Here is a 23,089-nt window from a genome sequence, read left to right as displayed (position 1 = left end):
CGCGGGTGCTGCGTCAGGGGCCGGACGAGTTTCCGCGGGACGGGGACGAGGCGGCGGCCTGGTACGCGGCCAGCGCGTCCTCGAAGGTCTTGTGCAGGACGAAGATCTTGGTGAGCTGGGTGACGTGGAAGACCCGGCGGACCCGCTCGTTGACGCCCATGAAGGACATGGAGCCGTCTCGCGCGCGCAGGCGGTGGTAGATGCCGACGAGCACGCCGAGTCCGGTGGAGTCCAGGAAGGTCACCTCCCCGAGGTCGACCACGAGGTGCAGCCCGCCGTTGTCGATGATGTCGAGCAGGCTCTCACGGAGGCGCGGGCTGGTGAACACGTCGATCTCGCCGCTGATCTTGACCACGGTGAGGTCCTGCACGACCCGATGTTCGACCGCGAATTCCACGACCACTCCCTGTCAGCGCTTTGATGGGTGATGGCTATACCCGGGGAACCGCCGGTTATCCCGCCGGTGAACCCCGCCGCTGGGACGGGCCGTGCGGCGGACGTTCCCCAGGTGGGGGCCGTCCGGGGACGGTCCGGTCAGGTCGTCTGGAAGAGCGCCCAGACGACCTTGCCGAAGGGCAGGGACGACCAGCCCCAGCTCGAGCTGAACGAATCCACGAGGTGGAGGCCGCGCCCCGTTTCGGCGATGTAGTCGGGCTCCTTACGGCGAGGACCGTCGGAACTGGCGTCGAAGATGCCGCACAGTAGCCAGTCCGCCTGGTGCAGGAGCCGGAGCCGGATGGCGGTGGGGGCCGAGCACAGCGGGTCGGCGGCGTCCCCGAACTCGTGCACGTCGCCGCGGTGCCCGTCCGGGCTCGTCCACCAGGAACTGGTCCCGCCGCTGTGCCGCAGCGCGTTGGTGACCAGTTCGGAGACGACCAGCCCGACGTCGTCGCCCAGCGGGGCCAGGCCCCACTCGGTCAGCCGGGTGAGCGTGAAGTGGCGTGCCGCGGTGACTGACTCGGGGTCGGGCAGGACGGTGAAGGTCACCGCGTTCCCGCCCGGAAGGACCAGGTCACGCAGGGCGTGGTCCAGATTCGGCGGGAGGTCTGCGGCCTCCGGGACGGTCGCCGCGGGCGCGCCCGAGGGCGTGGCAGGCGGCATGGCGGAGGGCGCTGAGGACGCTGCGCGCGCGGCGGACTCGACCCTCCAGCGCGTGTCGTCGTGCGCGTGGCGTGACGTCATTCCCGGGACCCCGCAGAGTGATCTCGTTGTGCAGCCATGGCTCGGAAGTCTCGTGCGTTATCCTGCGCATCGTAGCGTGCGAATGCAAGGGGCAAATGCATCGCCAGATGCACGTGCATCTGACGCCTGCACGCTCCAGAGCACAACGAAGCAGGTCGGAACAGGAGGTGTCCGGGCGACGGATTCCAAGGTCGAAAGTCGAAAGGGGAGCACGCTCCCCGCACCCCCCGGCGTAGCGCGCCGGGCGGTGGCACACTAGGTTCGCTGTCCGCCAGAACGGCCGGGAGGTTGGGCGTGGCTCCAGAGACGCCGGGTACCGGATCAACGGTCCGCCGCATCCTGCTCGGTTCACAGCTCCGTCGCCTGCGTGAGGCGAAGGGCGTGAGCCGCCAGGACGCGGGTTATGTCATCCGCGCGTCCGAGTCCAAGATCAGCCGACTGGAGCTGGGGCGGGTCAGCTTCAAGGAACGCGACGTTGAAGACCTGCTCACCCTGTACGGCGTGGACGACGCGGGGGAGCGGCACGCACTGCTGCAACTCGCCCGCGACGCGAACACGCCGGGCTGGTGGCACCGCTACACCGACGTCCTGCCGAACTGGTTCCAGACCTATGTCGGTCTGGAGGAGTCGGCGGCGCTCATCCGCACCTACGAGCTGCAGTTCGTTCCGGGGCTGCTGCAGTCGGAGGGCTACGCGCGGGCCATCATCCAGCAGGGCAACGCGGGCGCACCCGAAAGCGAGATCGAACAACGCGTGAGCCTGCGCCTGCAGCGTCAGGAACGGCTCACCGCTCCGGACGCGCCCAGGCTGTGGGCCGTCCTGGACGAGAGCGCGCTGAAACGGCCGATCGGCGGCCCGGAGGTGATGCGCGGCCAGATCGAGCACCTCATCGAGGTGTCCAAGCTGCCGAACGTCACCATCCAGGTCATGCCGTTCAAGTTCGGCGCGCACGCCGCTGAGGGCGGCGCGTTCACCATCCTCCGGTTCCCCGAACAGGACCTTCCGGACGTGGTGTACGTGGAGAGCCTCACCGGCGCGATGTACCTCGACAAGCGCGACGACGTCGACACGTATCTCCAGGCCATGGAGCGCCTGTCCGTCGACAGTGCGACCCCGGAGCACACCGTCGAGCTTCTCGGTGATTTCCTCAGAGAGACATGATGCTCCCGACCGACGAGCCCCTGCTCCCGACCGGTGACGGTCGGCCACACGCCGTCCACTTCCCCTACAAGAACGGGATGCCGGCGACCAGTCTGCGCGGTGCGCGCTGGCTGAAGTCGCGCCGCAGCAACTCCCAAGGAAACTGCGTCGAGATCGCGGAACTCCCAGGCGACCGTGTCGCCATGCGAAACTCGCGCCATCCGGAGGGCCCCGCCCTCATCTACACCCGTCCTGAGATCGAGGCGCTGATCCTCGGCGCCAAGGACGGCGACTTCGATCACCTCATCGCACCGTCCGACAACTGACACCGCACCGGCGACCGGGGCCGCACCAGGCCCCGGACGCGACCGTGGCGCAGCCGTGAGGACACGGCTCCGCCACGGGCGAGCGCGGTGGACGCGGGTCAGCCGCAGTTGCCCCAGGGGGCGGTCGCGCCGTTCCCGCCGAACCGGACGCAGGTCTTGACCGCCTTCACGTAGACCGGGCCCGCGTACCACTGGAACGCGCCGGAGTCGGCGACCTGCCCGCCTCCCTGCGCCTGGATCCACACCGAGACGCCCGTCTTGGCGCCGACGCCGGTCGTCTTCATGGTGACGGCGCAGTTGTAGCCCGAGCCGCTGTAGAGCATGTAGGCCGTCCCGCCCGAAGCGGAGACGGACCGCTGCACGTAGTAGCCGCCGCCATGTCCGCCGGAGTTGCAGACCTGCTGCGGGGTGTACTGGTTCGCCGGCTCCTTCGTGGGGCCGTCGCCGCCGCCACCGCCCGGCTTCTTGCTGTCGCTGGGCTTGGGCGAGCTGTCCTTGGTGGGTGCGTCGGAGGACGGCGTGCCGCTGGGGGACTTGCTCGGCGACTTGGGCTTCTTCCCGCCCACCTTGCCCGCGGCTTCGCCCGAAGGGTCGGCGCTGGTCGTTCCGTCACCCTGGGCGAGGGGCTTGCCGCCCTTCCCGCCGTCGTCGGAGCCCGTCAGCGCCCACGCCGACACGCCCCCGATCACGGCGAGCACGGCCACGGCGGCGACCAGCGGGATGACCAGCTTCCGCCCCTTGCCGTTGGACGGGCCGGGGCCGCCGCCGTTCCAGGCGACCGCGGGCGGAGGGCCGGGATTCGTCTGGCCGTCCGAGCTGACCGGGCCACCCGGGCCGAGGGGGCCACCCGGGCCAGTGGGGCCGCCGGGGCCAGTGGGGCCGCCGGGGTGGGTGCCGCCGCCGGCGTTGGGCATGCCGTTGGGGACGCCAGGACCGGCTTGCTGTCCGTTCCAGGGGCCTGCGTTGGGCGGGGCGCTGGGGTTGGACGCTTCCGCCCATGCGGAACCGCCCGTGTTGCCAGGGGGACCGGGATTCGAGGCGTCACCCCATGCGGCTCCACCCGCGTTGGGGGAGCCGCCGGTGTTTCCCCACGGATTCGGGCCCGAAGCACCTTGTGCGAACGGAGCACCCGGGTTGGACGCGTTCATGGGGTCCGTCCCAGGCATACCGGGCGCGGGAGGGAATGCCGATGCTGCGGGGAAGGGCGAGAGCCCGTTGGCGCCGCTGTTCTCCACAGGCCGGCCGGAAGGTGTACCAGGCTGGCCAGAGGCGACAGTCTGGTCTCCGGAGGACCATGCGGGAGCGGGCGGCGCGGGTACGGGGCTGGTGCCCGCCGCGGCCCCGACCAGGCGTTCCTGCGCCTCGCGGGCGTTGGGACGGCGCGCCGGGTCCTTGTCCAGGCACGCGAGCACGATCGAGCGGAGGGGGTCGGGCAGGTCGCCGAGGTCGGGGTCGCCGGTCAGGATCCGGTGCATGACACCGGCCATCTCGTCGTTGCCGAAGGCGGGGCGGCCGGTGGCGGCGAAGGCCATCGTCGTGCCCCAGGCGAACATGTCGGCGGACGGGCCGACCGCGCCGCCGGTGAAGTGCTCCGGCGCCATGTACGCCGGGGTGCCGACGTTCTGCGTCTCGCCCGCCGCGCCGAGGGCGCGTGCGACGCCGAAGTCGATCACGCGCGGGCCGTCCGGGCCCATCATCACGTTGTGCGGCTTGAAGTCGCGGTGCACGATCCCGGCCTGGTGGATCGCCTGCAGCGCGGTCAGCGTGTTGACCGCCAGCCGCTCCAGCGCGCCCGCGGTGCGCGGCCCGTCCTCCAGGACGAGCCGTTGCAGCGACATGCCGGGCACGTACTCGCTGACGATGTACGGGCGGTCGCCCGCGACCTCCGCGTCGATCACCTGCGCGGTGCAGAACCGGGCGACCCGCTTGGCGACCTCAAGCTCCCGGACGAACCGGCCGCGCGCCGTCTCGTCCCCGGTGAGCCCGGTGTGCAGCAGCTTGACGGCGACGAACTCGGTGGGGTCGTGCTTGCTCCGGCCGAGGAAGACCGACCCCTGCCCGCCCTCGCCGAGCCGGCCCAGCACGTCGTAGGCGCCGAGCTCGCCCGGGTCACCGGGCCTTAGCGGGTGGGCGTCGGGCATCGTCCTGTCCGTCACTCGGCTCTCCCCCGGTTGCAGACGTCGCAGCGGTCGTTTCGGCGGTGTGGTCAGAAAATCCTAGTTTGTCCCACATAGAGGCGTGGCCCTCACGCGAAATCTCGCGTGAGGGCCACCGTCGGACCTGCGGTTTCTCAAACGTTCTCGGGAGCCTTGCGGTGCGCGGGCCGGTGTCCGGCGCGCCCGGCCGAGGTGCCTGGCGGCGCCTCCGGGGCGTGCGGACGTTCCAGCCGCGCGGCGACAGCGAGCGCCCGAAGTGAGCGGGTCCGCACGGTCTTGTTCTCGTCATGGCGAGCCTTGGGAATGCTGCTCTGCATGGTGATCTCCTTCAGATCGAAGAGGGGTCACCCGCCGTGCGGGATCTTGTACGCGATAGTTGCAACCGCAAGATCCTTCCCGGTATTCCTGCCGAGCGGCCGCTTCGTCAAAAAACTTTCGCACGGCTAACCAGCTAGCCTGAACATCCCTGATCGTGCCTGTTCAACGGCGTTTGTTCGGTTCGCCGCCTGCTGGCCGGATCCGGCTCCTCGCGGCGCCGTGGCCGGATCGGCGTGAACGCGACCGCCCGCCGGACCGTCCAACCCGGGACACCGGACGAAGGAGAGCCGTGGAGCCGAACCCGGAACCGCTGCAGCTCGCCGACCCTCGGCTGATGGGCGGCTTCACCCTGCTCGGCCGCCTCGGCTCGCACGGCGCGGGCACCCTCTTCCTCGGCGAGGACCACCGCCGGAACCAGGTCGTCGTCGGCGTCCTGTACCCGACCGCCGCCGCCGACCCCGGCGTGCGCACCCGCCTGGCGTCCGCCGTCGGCGAGTTCGCCGAGGACCACGAGGTCGCGGGCTCCTCCACGTCCGTCCCGCCGATCTGGGTGGCCGTCCCGTCCGGGGGTGGCGGCGGGGTGCAGGACGTCCTCGGACTGCTGGACACGGCCGCGCTGTCCACCGACATGCCGACCCCCGCGAACGTCCCCGCCTTCGCCCCGCCCTGGTCGGCCGAGCCGCACAACCCCTCACCGCCCCACGGCACGCCGGTCTACGGCCCGCCGCCGAGCCCTCGGCGCGGCATCCCGGTGTTCGTTCCGGTCCTGTTCTTCGTGGCCTTCGTTCTCCTGGTGGTCGGCGGGGTGGTCTTCGCCATGTCCGACAAGCCCGGCAGGACGACGACGCGCCCTTCGCCCGCCCCCTCCGTGCCGGCTCCGGGGAACGACACCGCGAGCCCGTCCCCGACGGAGCCGGACACCCCCAAACTCCCCAGCGACGACAAGGCCCACGTGGAGGGGCCCACCTTCGGCGGCGGCGACAAGCTCTACCTCATGAAGCTGGGCGGCTTCCCGTTCAACTTCAACGTCCCGGACGAGTGGGGCTGCATGCGCAGCGACAAGCCCCCGTTCACCAACCGCTGGATCTGCGCCCACGAGGGCAAGGGCTTCCCGCCGACCGGCGGCACCAGCGCGGGCGGCCTCGTCGCCCTGCAGTCCTGCCCGTCCGGCTGCGGCCCCACCCAGCGCGAGACCGTCCGCAACGCCATGGTCATCACCGCCAAGGAGTGGCGCGCCACCGACCCCACCACGCAGTACGCCGAGGAGACCGGCACCAACAGCAAGAACGAGAACGTCGTCCGCGTGGCCATGAGCCACGTCTTCGCCTCCCGCCAGGGCGGCCCCGTCGACACCGCCGTCGCCGTCCAGCTCACCGGCCCCACAGGCGAGAAGGGCGACATGCAGAAGATCATCAACGAGATCCGCCGCCGCACCCCCTGACCGGGGTCAACGGCGGCAGGCCGCGCACCGGCCGAGCGCGGTGACCAGCTCGCGGGCGACGGCGAGGGCCTCCGCGCGGAGTGTCGTGGCGGGAAGCGGGGCGACCGACATCTCGGCGGGCTTGCCGGCGGAGGTGTCCTCGCCCCGGTAGGAGATCTCGATCAGCAGATTGCGGTAGGCGGCCGTCAACTCGACGAAGCCGGTGTCCGTTCGGAGGGGCGGGCCCTCGATGATCCGGTACTCCTCGGTGAACGCCTCGATGCCCAGGCCGTCCACCGGCCTGAACGGGCCGAACACCTGGCGGCTCTGCGAGGTCGGCCTGGTGTCGGCGTAGTCGCCCGAGCGTTTCCGGGCGTCCTCCGCCAGAAGGGTGAAGTCGTGCTGGGCGCTCGCGGCCCTCGGGTCCGCCGCGCCCGCGTCGTTCGGGCCGTCGAGGGTGAGGTGCACCGAAAGGTGGCGGACCTGGTCGACGACGTCTGTCCAGTGGCCGGGCTGGTCCCAGTCGCACCTCCGGCTCGTCCCGGGTCTCATCGGCCCGGTTCCGTCGGCCGAGGACGCGGGCTGAGGGACGAGCCGGTCGACGGTCGCCCGCGTGACCAGCGAGCACGGGTCGGTGACGCCGGTCAGCGCCGTCGAAGGCGGCGGGGCGAGCGCGGTCGAGGACACGGACGCGCCGGGTCGGGCGGTCGTGCCGCCCTTGGCGGGGGACGACGCTCCGGTGAGCGCGAACGCCAAGGCCACGGCAGTGGCGGTCACCCCGGCGGTCACCGCGGAGGCGACGACCGGGAGCGCCCACGGCGGCCGCCCGCGCGCGGCGATGTCGGCGCGGGTGGCGTCGGCTCTCGTCTGGTCGCGCACGCTCACCCCTTGCAGTCGGCGCAGCCCTGGAGGTTCGCCAGGACGTCTCGGAGGGCCTGCTCGGCCCGCTGCCGGGAGATCTGCTCACGGGCCACGAGGTCGAATCCGGCCGAGAGCTTGTTGGAAAGCGGGTAGTCGAAGGAGTAGATCGCCTTGACCTCGGCGTTGCCGGTGCGGACGAACGCGGCGCCCGAGGCCGTCCGGAAGCCGTTGGCCGCGTCGGTGCCGTGCGCGCCGCCGATGAAGGCCTCGTCGCCGAGGCCGGGCAGCACGCGGACCTCGCCGAAGCGCACCCCGCCCTGGTCGGTTCCGGCCTGCTTCAGGAGAACGGCCTTGTAGGCGGCGGCGTCCCGGGCCGCCTCGGTCGTCCCGTCGCGGCCCGGGCCCGTGCGGCGGAGCTTGATCGACAGGATGAGCTGCTTGTCGCCGACCGTGCCCGGATCCTCCGAGTCGTACTTCTCCGAGCTCAGCGTGCAGCCCGTCTGGGCGCCGTCGGTGGAGAGGTCGTTCGGGTTGGAGTTGGAGCGGGGCTCGATGAGGGCCTGCGGCGTGATCTTGTCGCGCAGGGTGGGGGAGACCAGATCGCAGGGACGGGCGATGCGGACGAACTCGGTCTTCGCCGGCCGGCCGGACGCGGCCGCGGGGTGCTTCGGGGACTTCCCGTGTGAGCCGGAGGTCAGGGTGATGGCGGCCGCCGTCCCGCCGCCGACGAAGAGGGCGGTCGCGGCGGCGGAGATGGTGGTGACCAGCCAGGTCCGGCCGCGCTTCGGCGGCGGGTCCTGAGTGGGGGCCGGGCGGTGCGGGGCCCACTCGCGGTTGATGACCGTGGTCGCGGCGGCCTGCGGGTCGTCGGTGCCGACCAGGGCGCGCAGGAGGTCGTGGGACGTCGGACGGGCGGACGGGGCGGGGTGCAGGGCCGCCTGGACGTGGGGGAGGAGCTCGGGCGGGACGCCGCTCAGGTCGAACCGGCCCTGCTGGGCCCGGGCGGCGAGGGTGGGCAGGTTGCCGACGCCGTACGGGTGGCGGCCTGTGGCGGCGTAGGCGACGAGGGTGCCCCAGGCGAAGACGTCCACGGCGGGGGAGATCCGGCCGTCGAAGACCTGCTCGGGGGCGCACCAGCCGGGACTGCCGACGAAGCCGCCGGTGCGGGTGTGGTGGGAGTCGGCGTCCAGGGCGCGGGCGATGCCGAAGTCGATGACGCGCGGGCCGTCCGCGGCGAGCATGACGTTGCGCGGCTTGAGGTCGCGGTGGACGAGCCGGACGGCGTGGATCGCGGTCAGCGCGGTCGCGACGCCGACCGCCAGACCACGCAGGGAGCCGCCGGCGAGCGGGCCGTGCTCGTCGATGTGGTCGGCCAGGGACGGGCCCTCGATGTACTCGGTGACCAGAAAGGGGACGCCGTCGGACACGCCGTGGTCGAGGACGCGGGCGGTGCAGAACGACGCCACCCGGCGGGCGTTGGCGACCTCGGTGTCGAAGCGGGCGCGGAAGCGGGGGTCGGCGGCCATCTCCGGTTTGACGATCTTGACCGCGACGCGTCGGCCGGAGTCGGACAGGCCGAGGTAGACCGTGCCCATGCCGCCCTCGCCGAGCCGCCCGAGGAGCCGGTGTCCGCCGATGGAGGACGAGTCGTCCGAGGTCAGCGGCTCGACGCCGGGGAACGGCGACTGCTCGGCCTGCATCCGGTACCTCCCGTGATGTCCCGAAGATCGCGGAAGACCTTACAGGTCGGGGCGCCGGAGGTCAGGGTGTCAGTGGAAGTCAGAGGTAGAGGCCGGGGGCGGCGGCTGTGGTGGGGAGGGTGGTGGGGAGGTCCTCGGGGCGGAGGACGGCGGGGTCGGGGGTCGTGGTGGTGGTGAGGCGGACGGACTGGGTGGCGACGGCGGCGTCGAGGAGGTTGCGGATGAAGCGGCCGTTGCCGAAGGAGGGGCCCCGGGGCACGGTGGCCAGGAGGGCGCGGAGGGCCTCGCGGACGCCGCTCGCGAGGGTGAGGCCGTCGTCGGCGGCGAGGACCTCGAAGATCTGGACGAGTTCGGAGTCGGTGTAGTCGGGGAAGCGGAGGCGCCGGGGGAAGCGGGACTCCAGGCCGGGGTTGGCGGCGAGGAAGGCGGTCATCTCGCGTTCGTAGCCGGCGGTGATGACGAGCAGGTCGCCGCGGTACTCCTCCATGAGCTTGACGAGGGTGGCGACGGCCTCGGCGCCGTAGGCGTCGGAGCCGAGGGCGTACGCCTCGTCGATGAACAGGACGCCGCCGAGGGCCTGTTCGACGGCGGCCTTGACGCGCGGGGCGGTCTGGCCGAGGTAGCCGGCGACCAGGTCGCCGCGGGCGACCTCGACGAGGTGGCCGGAGGAGAGCAGGCCGAGGTCGGCGTGGACGGCGGCGACCAGGCGCGCGACGGTGGTCTTGGCGGTGCCGGGGCCGCCGGAGAAGACCATGTGGCGGGTGGGGTGGACGGCGGGGTGCCCGGCGGCGCGGCGGAGTTCGGCGCTGCGGGCCTCGGCGGCCAGGCGGTGCACCTCGGTCTTGACGTCGCGCAGGCCGACCAGGGCGTCCAGGGCGCCGAGCGGGTCGGCGGCGACGACCGCGCGGGACGTGCCGGTGAGCGAGTCGGGGATGTCGGAGGGCAGCAGTTCGGCGAGGCGTTCGGCGGACGGGCGCTTCAGCGACGTGACGCGGCGGGCCTGGAGGGCCTGGGCGCGTTCGCACAGGTTGCGCATGAGGCGGGCGTTGCCGAAGGAGCGTCCGCGGGGGGCCCGGCGGAGCAGGTCGGCGGCCTTCGCGGACGCGTCGCCGGTCAGGGTCAGCCCGGACGCGGCGCACATGCGGGAGAGGATCTCGACGAGTTCGGCGTCGGTGAAGTCGGGGAACCGGACGGTCACCGGGAACCGCGAGGCCAGGCCCGGGTCGGACGCGACGAACCGCTGCATCTCGCGTTCGTAGCCCGCGGCGACGACGACGAGGTCGTCGCGGTGGTCCTCCATCATCTTGACCAGTTCGGCGACGGCCTCGGGGCCGTAGTCCTCGGACAGGTCGGACTGGGCGAGCGAGTACGCCTCGTCGATGAACAGGACGCCGCCGACCGCGCGCCGGACGACCTCGCGCGTCTTGACCGCGGTCTCGCCGAGGTACTGGCCGACGAGCTGCGCGCGGGACACCTCGACCAGGTGCCCGGACGACAGGATGCCGAGGTCCTTGTAGAGGCGGGCGAGCAGCCGCGCGACCTCGGTCTTGCCGGTGCCGGGGTTGCCGGTGAACAGCATGTGCCGGGACGGCGCGCCGGCGGGCAGCCCGGCGTCGCGGCGCAGCCGGGCGGCGTTCGCCCCGGCCACCATCAGCTCGATCTCCTGCTTGACCGGCGCGAGGCCGACCAGCGCGTCCAGCTCGACGTGCGGGTCGGAGGCGGTGCCGGCGGCGTCGAAGCGGGCCGGGACGTCGGCGCGCTTGACCACCACCTCGTCGCCGGGAGCGGTGCGGGCGCGGACGTCGGCGACCACGACGTCCGCGAGGCGCTGGGCGAGCCGGGCGTTGCGCAGGTTCCGGACGGCCGGGGTGCGGGCGAGCAGGTCGCCGGCGGCGGTCAGGGCGCGCTTGTGGGCGCGGGCGCCGCGCGCGGCGAGGGCGCGGGAGAACAGCTCGGCGAAGGCGTCCGGGGTGAACGGGCGGGTGTGGACGACCTCGAACCGCAGCGACAGCGCCGGGTTGACCTCGCGGATCCGCTCGTCGCCGCCCGGCTCGCACAGCGCGACGACGTGCAGGTCGTCGTGGACGTCCAGGGCGCGGTGCAGCTCCTCGACGATCGCCTCGCCGCTGCGCGGGTCGCGGGACATGTCGTCCAGGCCGTCGATCACCATGAGGCGGGAACCCGCGGACTCCCGCGCGTCGTTGTACAGGTGCGTGGTGGCGGCCGAGACCTCCTTGCCCGCGAAGAAGTCGTCGGCGAGCCAGAGCGGGGACGACGTGACGCCCCGGTCTAGCAGCAGCCTGGCGACGAGCTGCGCGGCGTCGCGCTTGCCGGTGCCGTCCGGACCGACCAGCATCAGCCGGACGGGCCCGCCGCCCTCCCCGATCCGGGTGAGGGCGGCGACCACGTCGGGCTGCCCGACCAGGCCGGAGCCGACCTCGGCGGACGGCCGCGGGCGGCGCGAGCGCGGCGTGCCCTTCCCCACGGACGAGGCGAGCGGGTTCACGACCCGGCGGCGCGGCCGGAACAGCCGCCGCAGGTCGTACTGGAACTGGCTGACCGGGATCGACTGCGGGTCCGGGATGTCGCAGTCGGCGGGGAGCCCCTGCACCGATCCGGTGAACCGGACGGCCATGTCGAGCCATCCGCGGCAGGCGTCCGCCTCGCCCGCGCCGAGCGCCCGCGCGAGCCAGGCGCGCACGCCCTCGCTCCATTCGGACGCGTCGAACCCGGTGTCCCTGACGTGGGCGAACCGCTCCAGCAGCTCGCCGTAGGCGTCCTCGCCGAGCACGGCGGACAGCTCCGCCGGGACCTCCCGGAGCCCGCCCTGGAGCAGCAGGTGGACGTACAGGTCCTGGACGGTCTCCTCGCGCGGCGCGGCGGCCCGCAGGTGCTCGTGCGCGGGGGTGAGCCCGGCGCAGGTCCACTCCAGGTAGCCGATCGGCCCGGCGAGCTCGGGCAGCGCGGCGATGATCTCGTCGGACGCGTGGTCCATCCACGCCTGGCGCTGGTCGGTGAGGTGGTCGGTGATGTCGAGGGTGGGCGGCGGGTCGGCGAGGAGCGCGGCGAGGGCCTGCCGGCGGGGCTCCAGCGGCTCGATGCCGGCCAGGACGTCCAGGGACTCGCGGGCCAGGGTGAGCGCGAGCTCCTTGTCGCCGCTGTCGCCGAGCCACTCCAGCGGACGGAAGTTCCCGCTGGTCACGATCCAGGCGGGGAACTCCAGCATCAGCTCACGGGGCTCGCGGTGGTACTTGCCGAAGAACTGGTACTGGAGCCGTGAGTGTGATCCGGTGCACACCGCCGAGCCGCCGCCGAGGAACTCCAGGGCGAGCACGAGATCGCCGAGGACGAGCGGGGACGGCGCGGTCAGCAGTTCCAGGTCGTCGGTGGTGAGGTCCTTGCAGCGGGGGTCGTTGACCAGCGTCTCGACCCGGTCGCGGATCTCGGCGAAAAGGCCGTCCGGCACGCGCCAGGGGCCGTGGGCCCAGTAGTCGCAGACCGGTTCATCGGTGACCAGCAGCTCCAGATGCTCCGGCAGCGCCACGCAAGACCCCCTCGCCAACAAACCCGGCGTAAAGGTTAGGCCGTCTCCGTGACAACTGTGGCCAGGTTTACTTGCTTGTCCGCACGGCGTAACCCTCGAGTGAGGGTCCGAGGAGGCCGAACGCCTCGGCCGCGGCCCCGGTGAGGGAGGCGGCGATCTCCTCGCGGGTCCGGCCGTCCGCGGTCTGGCGCTGGGCCTCGTGGAACAGGACCCGGTGGACGCCCCCGAGCTGGGCCGCGGCCAGCCGGGGCGTCAGCCCGGTGTCTCCCGTCTCGTCCGCGAGGGTCTCGGCGAGGGCATGCTCGCGCTCCTCGTGCAGTTCGCGGACGCGGGCGACCAGGGTGGGGCTTCCGGCGACCAGCCGGGCGAACGGCTCGCCGCTGAACCCGATCACCGCCTCGCGGCGGTCGACGGCGCCCAGGTAGGCGCGGTGGAGGGCGGCGAGGGCGGACTCGCCGGGGGCGCGGTCCCGGACCGTCCCGGCCGGCCAGGCGACGAACTCCTCGTGGACGTCGAGGGCCAGGTCCTCCTTGCGCGGGAAGTAGTTGGTGACGGTCATCTTCGCGACGCCGGCGGCCTCGGCGATCTCGGCGATCGTGACCTTCTCGAAGCCGCGTTCGAGGAAGAGGCGGGTGGCGGTGTGCGAGATCGCGAGCCTGGTCTCGCGCTTCTTCCGGGCGCGCAGGCCCTCGGTCGTGCCGGTCATGGAGGGATTCTAGGACGGACCTAAGAACGGCCGGGAGCGGTCACCGCGAACCGCTGGGATCACCATCCCGTCACATCTCCATGTCCGGTTCGCCTTGATGTCGGACTTAGGTCGACTTGTGGTGTCAGAGTGGACGACGACCGGGTGCGACGCCCGGACGGTTCATGGACTGGAGTGGCGGGATGGAGACCAGGCGGCTCCGGCGGCTTCTTGCCGCGGCGGCGCTGGCGACGACGGTGGTCACGGCCGGGACGGCGGCGGCCGTCCCCGTGGAGGGGGCCGGCGCGGGCGCCCGGGGCACGGCGGTGCTCGCGGCTTCGCCGCCTTTTCCTTGGACCGCTCCCATGCCCGCCGCGCCGGGTAGCCCGCTGGCTCCGCCGGGGGCCGCCGCGGGCGGCCTTCTCCAGGCCCCGACGGTCGGCGAGCCGACCTCGGCCGCGCTGGACCACGGCAAGCTCCAGGCCACCCTCGACGCCGCCCACGAGGCCGGGATGTACGGCCTGACCTCGGCCGTCCGGGACGGCGGGACGACCTGGCAGGGCGCGTCCGGCGTCGCCGACACCGCCACCGGACGGCCCGTCCGGACCGGCATGCGGCAGCGCGTCGGCGGCATCACCGAGACGTTCGTCGCGACGGCCGTCCTGCAGCAGGTCGACCAGGGGCGCGTCCACCTGGACGACCCGATCGGCGGCTACCTGCCGGACGTCGTCTCCGGCACGCGCGGGCGGCAGATCACCGTCCGGATGCTGCTCGACCACACCAGCGGCATCGGCGACTACCTGTCCGCCGTGTTCCCGTCGCTGAGCGAGCCGTCCGCCGACAGCCTCGACGGGAACCGGTACCGGCACTTCACGCCCGCGCAGCTCGTCGCGATGGGCCTGGGCGCCAGGCCGACCGGCGACCCGGGGCAGAACTGGACCTACTCCGGCACCGACTACGTGATCCTCGGGCTGCTGCTGGAGAAGATCACCGGACGGACGGCCGCCGACTACATCACCGCTTCGGTGATCCGCCGCGCCGGGCTCCGGAACACCTACTTCCCGGGTGACGACCCGGCGATCCGCGGCCCTCATCCGAAGATGTACGAGTCGCTGTTCGGGGTCCTCGACCAGGCCCGCGACTACAGCGACTACGACATGAGCTGGTCGTCCACGGCGGGGTCGCTGATCTCGACCACCGACGACCTGAACCGCTTCTTCCGCGATCTGCTCACCGGCGGGCTGACCAGCCAGAGCTCCCTGGCCGAGATGCAGAGGACCGTCCCGGTGAAGGACGCGGACGGCGACACCGTCCTCGACTACGGCCTCGGCCTGTACGCCCTGAACCTGCCCTGCGGCCGGTACTGGGGGCACGACGGCAGCGTCTGGGGCGCCGCGACCCAGTCGCTGACCAGCCAGGACGGCACCCGGCAGCTCGCGGTCGCGATGAACCGCACCGGCTTCCAGAGCCTGGACGGCCAGGGCGCCCCGATCGCCGGGCCCATCGACAACGCGCTCGGCGCCCACGTCCTGCAGGCGCTGTGCGGGCCGTCCGAAGGGTCCTCGTCCGGCACCGCCGCCACGACCCGCTTCCTCCCGCTCACCTTCCTTTCCCCGCCCTTCTAACCGGCGGGCCTCCGGGCCCCGCCGGTGACGATGTGGGGCTCCTCATGGGGGTCGCGGCCCGGGAGTAATGTGATCGAAATGGACGAGCCGTTGCGGGGTGTGGGACGGACGGCGCTCGGTGTGGCCCGGATGCGGGCCGCCGAGCACCTGCGGGAGGACCGGCTCTTCGCCGATCCGTTCGCCGAGGCGTTCGCGGCGGCGGGGCCGCCGCCCGTGCCGGGCACGGGCGGATCGATGCGGGACCTGATGGTCCTCCAGGTGATCATCCGTACCCGGTTCTACGACGACTACCTCCTCGGCGCGGCGGCGTCCGGGATCCGGCAGGTCGTGCTGCTGGCGGCCGGGCTCGACACGCGCGCGTTCCGGCTGGACTGGCCGGACGGCGTGCGGCTGTTCGAGGTCGACCTCCCCGACGTCCTGGCGTTCAAGGACGTCACGCTCGGCGACGCCGAGCCGCGCTGCGAGCGGACCGCCGTCGCCGCCGACCTGCGGGAGGACTGGGCCGGGCGGCTGCCGGCCGCGGGGTTCGACCCGTCCCGCCCGACGGCCTGGCTGGTCGAGGGCCTGCTGATCTACCTGTCCGAGGACGACACCGCGTCGCTGCTGGACGGTGTCGGGGCGATGTCGGCGGCGGGCAGCCGCCTGGCGACCGAGGGCGGCTCGGGCACCGACTGGCTGATCGGCCTCGCGCGGACGCATCCCGAGCAGTTCCCGGCCGGGGGGCTGTGGAAGGGCGGCCTGGGCGAGGCGTCCGCGTCCTGGCTGGAGGACCACGGCTGGAGCGTCGAGGAGCAGGGGCTCGGTGATGTCGCGGCGTCCTACGGCAGGCCCGCCCCGGACGCCACGCCGCGCGGGTTCCTCATCGCCGAACGTTCCGGCTGATATTTCCTTTCGGACGTCCGGCCCGGGCACGGCCGGATCTCTCACGTCTTAGGAGCTCCCCCCCTTGAAGAAACTGCTGCCCATCGCGGGGCTGGCCGTCGCCGTGCTGCCGCTGTCCGCGTGCGGAGGCGCGTCCTCGTCCGGCCGGACCTCGGCGGCCGAGCCCGTCGCGGCGCAGGTGTCGGCGTCGGCGGACCGGTACAGGAACTACGCCGACCTGGCCCGCCACGAGAAGGAAGGACGCGACTACAAGCGCGTCCAGCGGACGCCGAAGGGCGCGCACGTCGCCCAGATCGCGATCCACGGCGGGCGGATCGAGGCGCCGACCACGCAGCTCGCGGACTACGCGTCGAGCGCCGGCAAGGACGCGTTCTACTCGTTCGAGGGCATCAAGAAGTCCGGGAACACGGCGCTGCACATCACGTCCACCCACTTCGACGAGCCGCGCGCGCTGAAGCTGCTGAAGCCGGTGAGGTACACGGTCTCGTGGCACGCCGCGAAGGGCGTGACGGCCACGACCTACGTCGGCGGGCGCGACACCGTGCTCGGGCAGAAGATCACCAGGGCGCTGCGCGCCAAGGGCTTCAAGGTGTCCACGCCGCCCGGCCGCATCGACGGCAACGACCCGAAGAACATCTGCAACCGGAACGCGCGCGGCAAGGGTGTCCAGCTGGAGATCACCACGGCGCAGCGCAAGGCGTTCTTCAAGGGCGGACGCCTCGACTCCGCCTGGATCGCCGACCCGAGGCACCGCACGACCGCGTTCTACAACTACGTTCGCGCGGTCGACTCCGTGCTCGCGTCGCTGTAGCGGCGTTCATGTGACGGTCATGACGGACGGCCCGGGTGCGATGCGCACCCGGGCCGTCCGGTGTTCTCGGGGGTCACTTGCGCAGGCGGCGCAGCAGGTCGCGGGTCTCGGCGCGGCGGTCGCGGGCGACCAGGGCGAAGATCACGCCGAGCACCAGCGGGAGCGCGGCCCAGCCGGGGACCAGCCACACGACCTGGGTGACCGCGGCGCCGACCATCAGCCCGATCAGGCCGGTCGCGGCGAGCCCGGCCAGCCGGGGGATCACCAGCCCGATCGCGCCGGCGGCCTCCACCGCGCCCGTGGCGTACCGGAACCACTGCCCGACGCCGATCTTGGCGAAGGTCTCGACCGCGTCCTTCTGCCCGGCGAACTTGGGCGACGCCGACCCGATCAGCAGGAACGCGGCGATGAGGATCTGGAACCCCCACAGGATCGTCCGGCGGCGGGAGCGGGGCGCGGCGGCGGTCTGCGGGGCGGCGGTGGTGGTGGCGCTGGTCATGGCGGGTGTCCTTCCGGCTTGTTTCCCGTTTCGCCAGTGCGTCGATCGGCCGCCGCCCGGATCGACATCCCCCGGAAGATTTCTCTAGGAGAGTTCGGCGGCCCGCTTCTCCAGGACGGACCGCTCGGCATCGTTGCGGGTCAGCGTGGCCGCGCGGGCGAACTCGCGGGCCGCGCCCTCGCGCTCGCCGAGCCGCGCGAGCAGGTCGCCGCGGACGCTCGGCAGCAGGTGGTAGTTCGTCAGGGACGGCTCGTCCGCCAGTGCGTCGAGCACGTCCAGGCCCCGGCGCGGGCCGAAGGCCATGCCGAGCGCGAACGCCCGGTTCACCTGGACGACCGGAGACGGCTCCGCGCGCACGAGCAGTTCGTAGAGACCGGCGATCTGCTCCCAGCCGGTGTCCTCGGCGGACGCGGCCTGCGCGTGGCAGGCGGCGATCGCGGCCTGGAGCACGTACGGACCGGGCGGGGCGCCGATCTCCTGCGCGCGCAGGAGGGCGGCGAAGCCGCGTGAGATGAGGAGACGGTCCCAGAGGCCGCGGTCCTGGTCGGGGAGCGGGATCGGCGCGCCGTCCTTGCCGACTCGTGCGCGCGTGCGGGACGCCTGGATCTCCATGAGCGCGACAAGGCCCTGCACCTCGGGTTCGCGCGGGGCGAGTCCGGCGAGGAGGCGTCCGAGGCGCAGGGCCTCCAGGCAGAGGTCCACGCGGAGCCATGCGGACCCGGCGGTCGCCACATACCCCTCGTTGAAGACCAGGTAGACGACCTCCAGCACGGAGTCGAGCCGCGCCGTGCGCTCGGGGCCCTGGGGCGCCTCGAAGGGCACGCCCGACGCGCTGAGTGTTTTCTTCGCCCGGACGATCCGCTGCGCGACGGTCGCCTCGGGGACCAGGAACGCGCGCGCGATCTCGTCCGTGCTGAGCCCGCCGAGCATCCGGAGCGTCAGCGCGACGCGCGCCGGCCGCGACAGGACGGGGTGGCAGGCGGTGAACACCAGGCGCAGCAGGTCGTCGGCGATCTCGTCCGGCTCGGGCATCTCGGTGGCGGACTCCAAGGCCTGCCCGATCTCCTCGACCTTCCGCGCGAACGTCTGCTCGCGCCGGATCCGGTCGATCCCGCGCCGCTTGGCGACCGACATCAGCCACGCGCCCGGATTGTCCGGGACGCCCTGGCCGGGCCACTGCTCGAGGGCCGCGACCAGCGCGTCCTGCGCCAGTTCCTCGGCCAGCCCGACGTCGTTGACCAGCCGCGCGAGGCCCGCGATGATCCGCGGCGCTTCCAGTCGCCAGACCGCGTCGATCGTCCGGTTCACGTCCCTCACGCGCCCGATAAGAGCACTCGGCCCTGGAAGCGGCAAGCACGCCCGCCGCGCGGATGCGCGGGCGGGCGTGCGGGTGGCCGGGCCTTCGCCCCAGGTGACGGGGCCGCCGGCCCCGGCGGACCGCCTTCGCGGGCGGTCGTGGAGGTGGCCCTATCCGGTCACTGGCCGGGCGCCTCCTCGGGGCCGTAGACGCGCTGGATGGTGCCGCGGCCGCTGCGGACGATGGCCCAGAAGCGGCGGGACAGCTCGATGGCCTCCTCCTCGGTCCGGGCCTCGATGAGCGCGAAACCGGCCACGAACTCCTTGGACTCGCTGAACGGGCCGTCCACGACCTCGGCCTTGCCGTCCTTGGCGACGATGTGGGTCGCGTGCGGGTCGAGGCCGCCGGTGGCGAGCAGCACACCCGAGCGGCTCATCTCCGCGATGAACGCGCCCATCTCGGCCTGGATCTCGTCGGTCTGGTCGTCCTGGGGGGCGCCGTCGTCGACCGTCATCATGAGGAACCGCATCGCGCTCTCCTTCGCTCGGGTGCCGCTACCTGTCGCTTCATCAGAGCGTCGATCGAGGGACGGCCGGATCGACATGACACCGGAAGTTTTTTCAAAGAATCACGGCGTACGCCCTGACCTGCGGAAAAGAGCCAGTCCTCCGAAGAATGCGACGACGGTCAGCCCGGCGGTGACGGCGAGCCCGGCCAGGACCGTTCCATCGGTGTACTCGCCGAGGTACAGGTGCCGGACGGCGTCCACGGTGTAGCGGAACGGGACGACCCGGGACGCCGCGTCCAGCCAGCCGGGCGCGAGCGTCATGGGCAGCAGCAGGCCCGCGAGCAGCATCATCGGCAGGACGACCGTGTTGGCGATCGCGGCGAACTCGGGCGTGGTCCGCACGTTCATCGCCAGGCCGTAGGACAGCAGCGCGAGCGCCGCCGACAGCAGCCCGACGAACACGAACCCGAGCAGGACGCCCGCCACCGGCGCGCGCAGCCCGAACGCGGCGCCGAGCAGGACGAGCAGCGCCGACTGGACGACGAGCTGCACGACGTCCCGCAGCGCCCGGCCGAGCAGCGGCGCGGCGGGGTGCAGGGGTGTGGCCCGCATCCGGTCGATCACGCCGGCCTGGCGTTCGACCAGGATGCCGAGGCCGACGAACATGCCGCCGAGCAGCGACAGCTGGACGAGCAGCCCCGGCACGAACGCCTGCCAGGACGTCCCGCCGGTCCGCAGGTCGAGCTTGGACAGCAGCGGCCCCATGAGGGCGAGGAACAGCAGCGGCTGGAGCATGCCGAAGGTCAGCGCGGTCTTGGACCGCAGGGTCTGCCGCATCGAGCGGCCGAAGATCACTCCGGTGTCGGAGAGGAGTCGGTTCATGGCGGGTCCTAGACGGCGGCGGGCGCGTCGGTGGCGCGCCCGGTGATGGCGAGGAAGGCGTCCTGGAGGGTGGCGGCGTCGTGCCGGGCCTTGAGCTCGGCCGGTGCGCCCTCGGCGACGACGGAACCGGCGTCCACGATCACGAGGCGGTCGGCGAGCGCGTCGGCCTCGTCCAGGTAGTGCGTGGTCAGCAGGACGGTCGTGCCGTGGTCGTGCCGGACGCGCCGGACCAGGTCCCACAGGTCGGCGCGGCTGCCGGGGTCGAGGCCGGTGGTCGGCTCGTCCAGGAACAGCACCTCGGGGCGGTTGACCAGGCCGAGCGCGATCTCCAGGCGGCGGCGCTGCCCGCCGGAGAGCGCGGCGGTCGGACGGTCGAGCAGATCCCCGAGGTTGAGGTCGGCGGCGAGCTCGGCCGCCCGGGCGCGGGACTCGGCCCGGGACAGCCGGTGCATCCGGCCCTGCGTCACGAGCTCCTCGCCGACCGCGCAGTTCGGGTCGAGGCCGCCGGACTGGGCGACGTACCCGATCCGGGCGCGCACCCCGGCGGGGTCGGCCAGCAGGTCGTGGCCGGCGACGACGGCGCGTCCGCCGGACGGGGGCAGCAGGGTGGCGAGCATGCGCACGGTCGTGGTCTTCCCGGCGCCGTTCGGGCCGAGCACGCCGAGGATCTCGCCGCGCTCCGCCGCCAGGTCGATGCCGCGGACCGCGTGGACGGGCCCGGACCGCAGCTGGAACGTGCGGCTCAGCCCGTGGACGTCGAGGACGGGTGGGGTCATGCCCGGCATGAAAGCACAACGGATGCGAAAAATACAATCGATTGAAAGTTTCGCATCGTGTGTAAGATGAGCCGGGTGACGGAGAGTCTGCGGGAACGGAAGAAGCGCGCGACCCGGCGGCACCTCGCCGAGGTCGCCACCGCCCTGTTCGTGGAGCGCGGCTTCGAGGCGGTCACCCTCGCCGATATCGCCGAGGCCGCGGACGTGTCGGTGAAGACCGTCTACAACTACTTCGTGTCCAAGGAGGACCTCGTCCTCCCGCAGGGCGACGACGCGTCCGCCGACCGGCTCGCCGCGTTCGTCCGCGACCGCGCGCCGGGGGAGTCGGGGGCCCGGGCCGTCCTGCGGAACCTGCGCGAGGAGCTGCGCCGCCGCGACCGCAGCGTCGGGCTGACCCTCGGCTACGGCCGGTTCATGCGGATGGTGCGGGAGTCGCCGACACTGCTCGCCCGCTTCGACCGGCTGGGCGCGGAGATGCGCGCGGCGCTGACGGCCGAGCTGGCCGCCGCGTCCGGCGCGTCCCCGGACGATCCGGTGCCGCGGCTCGTGGCCGCGCAGATCGCCTGGACGCAGGAGACGATGTTCGTCGAGATCGCCGAGCGCGCCGCCCGCGACGAGCCGCCCGGCGAGATCGCCGCCGCCATGTCCGACCTCCTGGACGTCATGGAGTCGCTCCTCAGCGACCGCGTCCTCACCTACGCCACCCGCCCCCGAGAGGACGAACCGAAGTGAACGTGTTCCGCGTGGCCATCCGGGGCAAGTTCGGCGATTTGGACGACCAGGCCCGTGCCGCGCTGCGGGGCGGCGATCCGTTCGGCGTCGCCTTCACCGGGCGCGGCACCTTCACCTGCGACGGGTCGTTCTCCGTCTTCACCTTCCGCGTCGAGATCCCGGCGGGTCCGGACGACGACGAGGACGACGCGGGCCTCGCGGCCCTGGCCGCCCTGGACGCGCACGGCCTCCCCTATGAGGTCCTCAAGACGGCCGTCACCGACATGCGCGACATCAAGATCCCCCGCAGGCGCGGCGGGGCCGGGGCCAAACGCGGCGGCTGATCCCCGCGCGGCCGGGGCCGGGGACGGGCGCGGCGGTGGAGGCCCGCCGCGCTGTCCGTCGGCCGGGTGTTCCGGGGCGCGGTTCACGCGCGGCGGGTGAGGGCGAGGGCCAGGCCCGCGGCGGCGCAGACGACGCCCGGGACCAGGAGCGCGACCGAGGGGTGCGTGGACGCGAGGGCGCCCGCGACGGCGACGCCGAGGGTCGCGCCGGTCTGCCGGACGGCGTTGAGCAGGCCGCCCGCGGATCCGGCGGTGCCGTCCGGCGCGGCGGCCATGACGGCGGCGGTGAGGGACGGCAGCGCGAGCGCGACGCCGAGTCCGGTGAGCAGGAGACCGGCGGTGAGGGCGTGCGACGCCAGCAGCGCGGCGCCGATCGTCAGCAGGGCCGTCCCGCCGAGCAGGGGCGGACGGGGTCCGAAGCGCGCGACGAGCCGTCCGGTGACCGGCGGCCCCAGGATGAACGGGACGGTCATCGGCAGCATCGCCAGCCCGGTCGCGACCGGGCCGCGGTGCAGCGTCAGCGGCAGCACGAACAGGTCGCCGGTGAGGGTGAGGTTGACCGCCGCGCCGACGCCCAGCCCGACCAGCACGCGGCGGCTGCGCAGCAGGGTCGCGTCCACCACGGGCTCCACCGTCCGGCGGCGTTCCAGCAGGACGAGGGTGACGGCGGCGGCGACGGCGGCGGCGCCCGAGAGCGCGGTGTGCGGCCAGGCGTGCGCGCCCGCCGCGATCAGCGCGTCCGTGGCGAGGCCGAGGGTGGCGATGACCGCGAGCTGCGAGCGGACGTTGATCCGCCGGTCGCCGCGCGGGACGCGGACCGCCGCGCCCGCCGTCAGCGCCAGCACCGCGATCGCGATCGGGCCGTTCACCACGAAGACCGCGCGCCAGCCCGCCGCGCCGACCAGCAGTCCGCCGAGCACCGGGCCCGCCGCGACCGCGCTGCCGCTGATCGCGGCCCAGGCGGCGATGGCGCGCGTCCGGGCGGCGGGCTCGGGGTAGAGCCGCGCGATCATCGCCATCGAGGCGGGCACGCAGGCCGCCGCCGCGACGCCGAGCAGCGCGCGCAGCCCGACCAGCGCACCCAGCGTGGGGGCCGCCGCGGACAGCAGCGAGAGCGCCCCGAACGCCGCGATGCCCGAGCGGAACACCCGGTGCGCGCCGAAGCGGTCGGCGACCGCACCGGCCGTGAGCAGCAGGGCGGCGAAGACGACGGTGTAGGAGGTCGTCGCCCACTGCAACCCCGACAGCGAGGCGTGCAGCGAGGACGAGAGGTCGGGCTCGGCGACCGACAGGACGGTCATGTCGAGCAGCACCATGAAGTAGCCGAGCGAGACGCCGAACAGCGGGATCGTCCGCCTGGTCGCCGGCGCCGCCGTCGCGGCGGTTGTGATCGTCATGTCCTCGAGGTTCGGCGCGCGGGGG

Annotated in this window: 22 protein-coding genes; 8 read left to right on the top strand and 14 right to left on the bottom strand. The window is 73.1% G+C overall.

Translation table 11 applies throughout. The annotated features are described in order from the left end of the window. Positions 1 to 13: 13 nt before the first annotated feature. Both AB0L06_RS36480 and AB0L06_RS36475 read right to left on the bottom strand, forming a co-directional pair. Positions 14 to 397, bottom strand: coding sequence for an STAS domain-containing protein (locus AB0L06_RS36480; protein ID WP_500235758.1), 384 nt, complete (start codon positions 395 to 397; stop codon positions 14 to 16). A gap of 137 nt (positions 398 to 534) precedes the next feature. Next, entirely contained in the window at positions 535 to 1,182 is a 648-nt protein-coding gene (locus AB0L06_RS36475; RefSeq protein ID WP_500235757.1) for an ATP-binding protein, read from the bottom strand. A gap of 294 nt (positions 1,183 to 1,476) precedes the next feature. Between AB0L06_RS36475 and AB0L06_RS36470 the strand changes: the two genes are divergently transcribed. Both AB0L06_RS36470 and AB0L06_RS36465 read left to right on the top strand, forming a co-directional pair. Continuing rightward, on the top strand, positions 1,477 to 2,343 hold the full coding sequence (locus tag AB0L06_RS36470) for a Sco1979 family transcriptional regulator (protein ID WP_500235756.1): 867 nt from the start codon (positions 1,477 to 1,479) through the stop codon (positions 2,341 to 2,343). 77 nt (positions 2,344 to 2,420) lie between these two features. Further along, complete coding sequence (locus AB0L06_RS36465; protein WP_122198920.1) at positions 2,421 to 2,648, top strand: DUF397 domain-containing protein; 228 nt, start codon at positions 2,421 to 2,423, stop codon at positions 2,646 to 2,648. Between the two features lie 98 nt (positions 2,649 to 2,746). On the opposite strand, the gene AB0L06_RS36460 is transcribed toward AB0L06_RS36465, so the two are convergent. Together AB0L06_RS36460 and AB0L06_RS36455 are read right to left on the bottom strand one after the other, a co-directional pair. After that, positions 2,747 to 4,804: a serine/threonine protein kinase gene (locus AB0L06_RS36460; RefSeq protein ID WP_500235755.1), complete on the bottom strand. Its 2,058-nt coding sequence runs from the start codon at positions 4,802 to 4,804 to the stop codon at positions 2,747 to 2,749. A gap of 134 nt (positions 4,805 to 4,938) precedes the next feature. Next, complete coding sequence (locus tag AB0L06_RS36455) at positions 4,939 to 5,121, bottom strand: hypothetical protein (protein WP_500235754.1); 183 nt, start codon at positions 5,119 to 5,121, stop codon at positions 4,939 to 4,941. 290 nt (positions 5,122 to 5,411) lie between these two features. On the opposite strand from AB0L06_RS36455, the gene AB0L06_RS36450 reads away from it, so the two are divergent. After that, positions 5,412 to 6,563 (top strand): hypothetical protein, encoded by a 1,152-nt coding sequence (locus AB0L06_RS36450; protein WP_500235753.1) that lies wholly within the window; start codon positions 5,412 to 5,414, stop codon positions 6,561 to 6,563. 6 nt (positions 6,564 to 6,569) lie between these two features. On the opposite strand, the gene AB0L06_RS36445 is transcribed toward AB0L06_RS36450, so the two are convergent. The 4 genes from AB0L06_RS36445 to AB0L06_RS36430 all read right to left on the bottom strand — a co-directional run bounded on the left by AB0L06_RS36445 (position 6,570) and on the right by AB0L06_RS36430 (position 13,353). Continuing rightward, positions 6,570 to 7,421, bottom strand: coding sequence for a hypothetical protein (locus AB0L06_RS36445; RefSeq protein ID WP_500235752.1), 852 nt, complete (start codon positions 7,419 to 7,421; stop codon positions 6,570 to 6,572). Between the two features lie 2 nt (positions 7,422 to 7,423). Further along, positions 7,424 to 9,103: a serine/threonine-protein kinase gene (locus AB0L06_RS36440; protein ID WP_500235751.1), complete on the bottom strand. Its 1,680-nt coding sequence runs from the start codon at positions 9,101 to 9,103 to the stop codon at positions 7,424 to 7,426. Positions 9,104 to 9,182: 79 nt separating this feature from the next. Further along, on the bottom strand, positions 9,183 to 12,647 hold the full coding sequence (locus AB0L06_RS36435) for an AAA family ATPase (protein WP_500235750.1): 3,465 nt from the start codon (positions 12,645 to 12,647) through the stop codon (positions 9,183 to 9,185). A gap of 67 nt (positions 12,648 to 12,714) precedes the next feature. After that, positions 12,715 to 13,353 carry a TetR/AcrR family transcriptional regulator gene (locus AB0L06_RS36430; protein WP_500235749.1) on the bottom strand — a complete coding sequence of 213 codons (639 nt, stop codon included), beginning with the start codon at positions 13,351 to 13,353 and terminating at the stop codon, positions 12,715 to 12,717. A 182-nt stretch (positions 13,354 to 13,535) separates the two neighbouring features. On the opposite strand from AB0L06_RS36430, the gene AB0L06_RS36425 reads away from it, so the two are divergent. The 3 genes from AB0L06_RS36425 to AB0L06_RS36415 all read left to right on the top strand — a co-directional run bounded on the left by AB0L06_RS36425 (position 13,536) and on the right by AB0L06_RS36415 (position 16,650). Continuing rightward, complete coding sequence (locus tag AB0L06_RS36425) at positions 13,536 to 14,957, top strand: serine hydrolase domain-containing protein (protein ID WP_500235748.1); 1,422 nt, start codon at positions 13,536 to 13,538, stop codon at positions 14,955 to 14,957. A 78-nt stretch (positions 14,958 to 15,035) separates the two neighbouring features. Then, positions 15,036 to 15,839 carry an SAM-dependent methyltransferase gene (locus tag AB0L06_RS36420; protein ID WP_500235747.1) on the top strand — a complete coding sequence of 268 codons (804 nt, stop codon included), beginning with the start codon at positions 15,036 to 15,038 and terminating at the stop codon, positions 15,837 to 15,839. Between the two features lie 64 nt (positions 15,840 to 15,903). Continuing rightward, positions 15,904 to 16,650 carry a poly-gamma-glutamate hydrolase family protein gene (locus tag AB0L06_RS36415; RefSeq protein ID WP_500235746.1) on the top strand — a complete coding sequence of 249 codons (747 nt, stop codon included), beginning with the start codon at positions 15,904 to 15,906 and terminating at the stop codon, positions 16,648 to 16,650. Positions 16,651 to 16,723: 73 nt separating this feature from the next. Here AB0L06_RS36415 and AB0L06_RS36410 read toward each other — a convergent pair whose 3' ends face one another. The 5 genes from AB0L06_RS36410 to AB0L06_RS36390 all read right to left on the bottom strand — a co-directional run bounded on the left by AB0L06_RS36410 (position 16,724) and on the right by AB0L06_RS36390 (position 20,612). After that, positions 16,724 to 17,149 carry a DoxX family protein gene (locus tag AB0L06_RS36410; protein ID WP_500235745.1) on the bottom strand — a complete coding sequence of 142 codons (426 nt, stop codon included), beginning with the start codon at positions 17,147 to 17,149 and terminating at the stop codon, positions 16,724 to 16,726. Positions 17,150 to 17,233: 84 nt separating this feature from the next. Beyond that, positions 17,234 to 18,466 (bottom strand): RNA polymerase sigma factor, encoded by a 1,233-nt coding sequence (locus AB0L06_RS36405; protein WP_500235744.1) that lies wholly within the window; start codon positions 18,464 to 18,466, stop codon positions 17,234 to 17,236. A gap of 158 nt (positions 18,467 to 18,624) precedes the next feature. Continuing rightward, the gene (locus AB0L06_RS36400) at positions 18,625 to 18,975 is read right to left on the bottom strand and encodes a YciI family protein (protein ID WP_500235743.1); all 351 of its coding nucleotides are present in this window, start codon (positions 18,973 to 18,975) and stop codon (positions 18,625 to 18,627) included. Between the two features lie 99 nt (positions 18,976 to 19,074). Continuing rightward, on the bottom strand, positions 19,075 to 19,836 hold the full coding sequence (locus tag AB0L06_RS36395) for an ABC transporter permease (RefSeq protein ID WP_500235742.1): 762 nt from the start codon (positions 19,834 to 19,836) through the stop codon (positions 19,075 to 19,077). An 8-nt stretch (positions 19,837 to 19,844) separates the two neighbouring features. Beyond that, entirely contained in the window at positions 19,845 to 20,612 is a 768-nt protein-coding gene (locus tag AB0L06_RS36390) for an ABC transporter ATP-binding protein (protein WP_500235741.1), read from the bottom strand. A gap of 75 nt (positions 20,613 to 20,687) precedes the next feature. Here AB0L06_RS36390 and AB0L06_RS36385 point away from each other — a divergent pair, with 75 nt between their 5' ends. Further along, positions 20,688 to 21,344, top strand: coding sequence for a TetR/AcrR family transcriptional regulator (locus AB0L06_RS36385; protein WP_500235740.1), 657 nt, complete (start codon positions 20,688 to 20,690; stop codon positions 21,342 to 21,344). Then, positions 21,341 to 21,667, top strand: a complete 327-nt coding sequence (locus AB0L06_RS36380) for a DUF6204 family protein (protein WP_500235739.1) — start codon at positions 21,341 to 21,343, stop codon at positions 21,665 to 21,667. The genes AB0L06_RS36385 and AB0L06_RS36380 overlap by 4 nt, the downstream gene beginning before the upstream one ends. Before the next feature lie 83 nt (positions 21,668 to 21,750). On the opposite strand, the gene AB0L06_RS36375 is transcribed toward AB0L06_RS36380, so the two are convergent. Next, positions 21,751 to 23,064 carry an MFS transporter gene (locus AB0L06_RS36375; protein ID WP_500235738.1) on the bottom strand — a complete coding sequence of 438 codons (1,314 nt, stop codon included), beginning with the start codon at positions 23,062 to 23,064 and terminating at the stop codon, positions 21,751 to 21,753. Positions 23,065 to 23,089 lie beyond the last annotated feature (25 nt).

It is taken from the genome of Spirillospora sp. NPDC052269 (assembly GCF_040679435.1).
Classification (GTDB): Bacteria; Actinomycetota; Actinomycetes; order Streptosporangiales; family Streptosporangiaceae; genus Spirillospora.
Note: the sequence above shows the minus strand (reverse complement) of the source record. Positions and strands in the feature narration are given on the sequence as shown.

What these genes read in the sequence shown, in the direction of transcription:
- AB0L06_RS36375 (WP_500235738.1), bottom strand. Translation starts at nt 23,064, where the DNA reads ATGACGATCACAACCGCCGCGACGGCGGCGCCGGCGACCAGGCGGACG.
- AB0L06_RS36425 (WP_500235748.1), top strand. Translation starts at nt 13,536, where the DNA reads ATGGAGACCAGGCGGCTCCGGCGGCTTCTTGCCGCGGCGGCGCTGGCG.
- AB0L06_RS36465 (WP_122198920.1), top strand. Translation starts at nt 2,421, where the DNA reads ATGCCGGCGACCAGTCTGCGCGGTGCGCGCTGGCTGAAGTCGCGCCGC.
- AB0L06_RS36430 (WP_500235749.1), bottom strand. Translation starts at nt 13,353, where the DNA reads ATGACCGGCACGACCGAGGGCCTGCGCGCCCGGAAGAAGCGCGAGACC.
- AB0L06_RS36410 (WP_500235745.1), bottom strand. Translation starts at nt 17,149, where the DNA reads ATGACCAGCGCCACCACCACCGCCGCCCCGCAGACCGCCGCCGCGCCC.
- AB0L06_RS36475 (WP_500235757.1), bottom strand. Translation starts at nt 1,182, where the DNA reads ATGACGTCACGCCACGCGCACGACGACACGCGCTGGAGGGTCGAGTCC.
- AB0L06_RS36455 (WP_500235754.1), bottom strand. Translation starts at nt 5,121, where the DNA reads ATGCAGAGCAGCATTCCCAAGGCTCGCCATGACGAGAACAAGACCGTG.
- AB0L06_RS36440 (WP_500235751.1), bottom strand. Translation starts at nt 9,103, where the DNA reads ATGCAGGCCGAGCAGTCGCCGTTCCCCGGCGTCGAGCCGCTGACCTCG.
- AB0L06_RS36395 (WP_500235742.1), bottom strand. Translation starts at nt 19,836, where the DNA reads ATGAACCGACTCCTCTCCGACACCGGAGTGATCTTCGGCCGCTCGATG.
- AB0L06_RS36420 (WP_500235747.1), top strand. Translation starts at nt 15,036, where the DNA reads ATGGACGAGCCGTTGCGGGGTGTGGGACGGACGGCGCTCGGTGTGGCC.
- AB0L06_RS36400 (WP_500235743.1), bottom strand. Translation starts at nt 18,975, where the DNA reads ATGCGGTTCCTCATGATGACGGTCGACGACGGCGCCCCCCAGGACGAC.
- AB0L06_RS36390 (WP_500235741.1), bottom strand. Translation starts at nt 20,612, where the DNA reads ATGACCCCACCCGTCCTCGACGTCCACGGGCTGAGCCGCACGTTCCAG.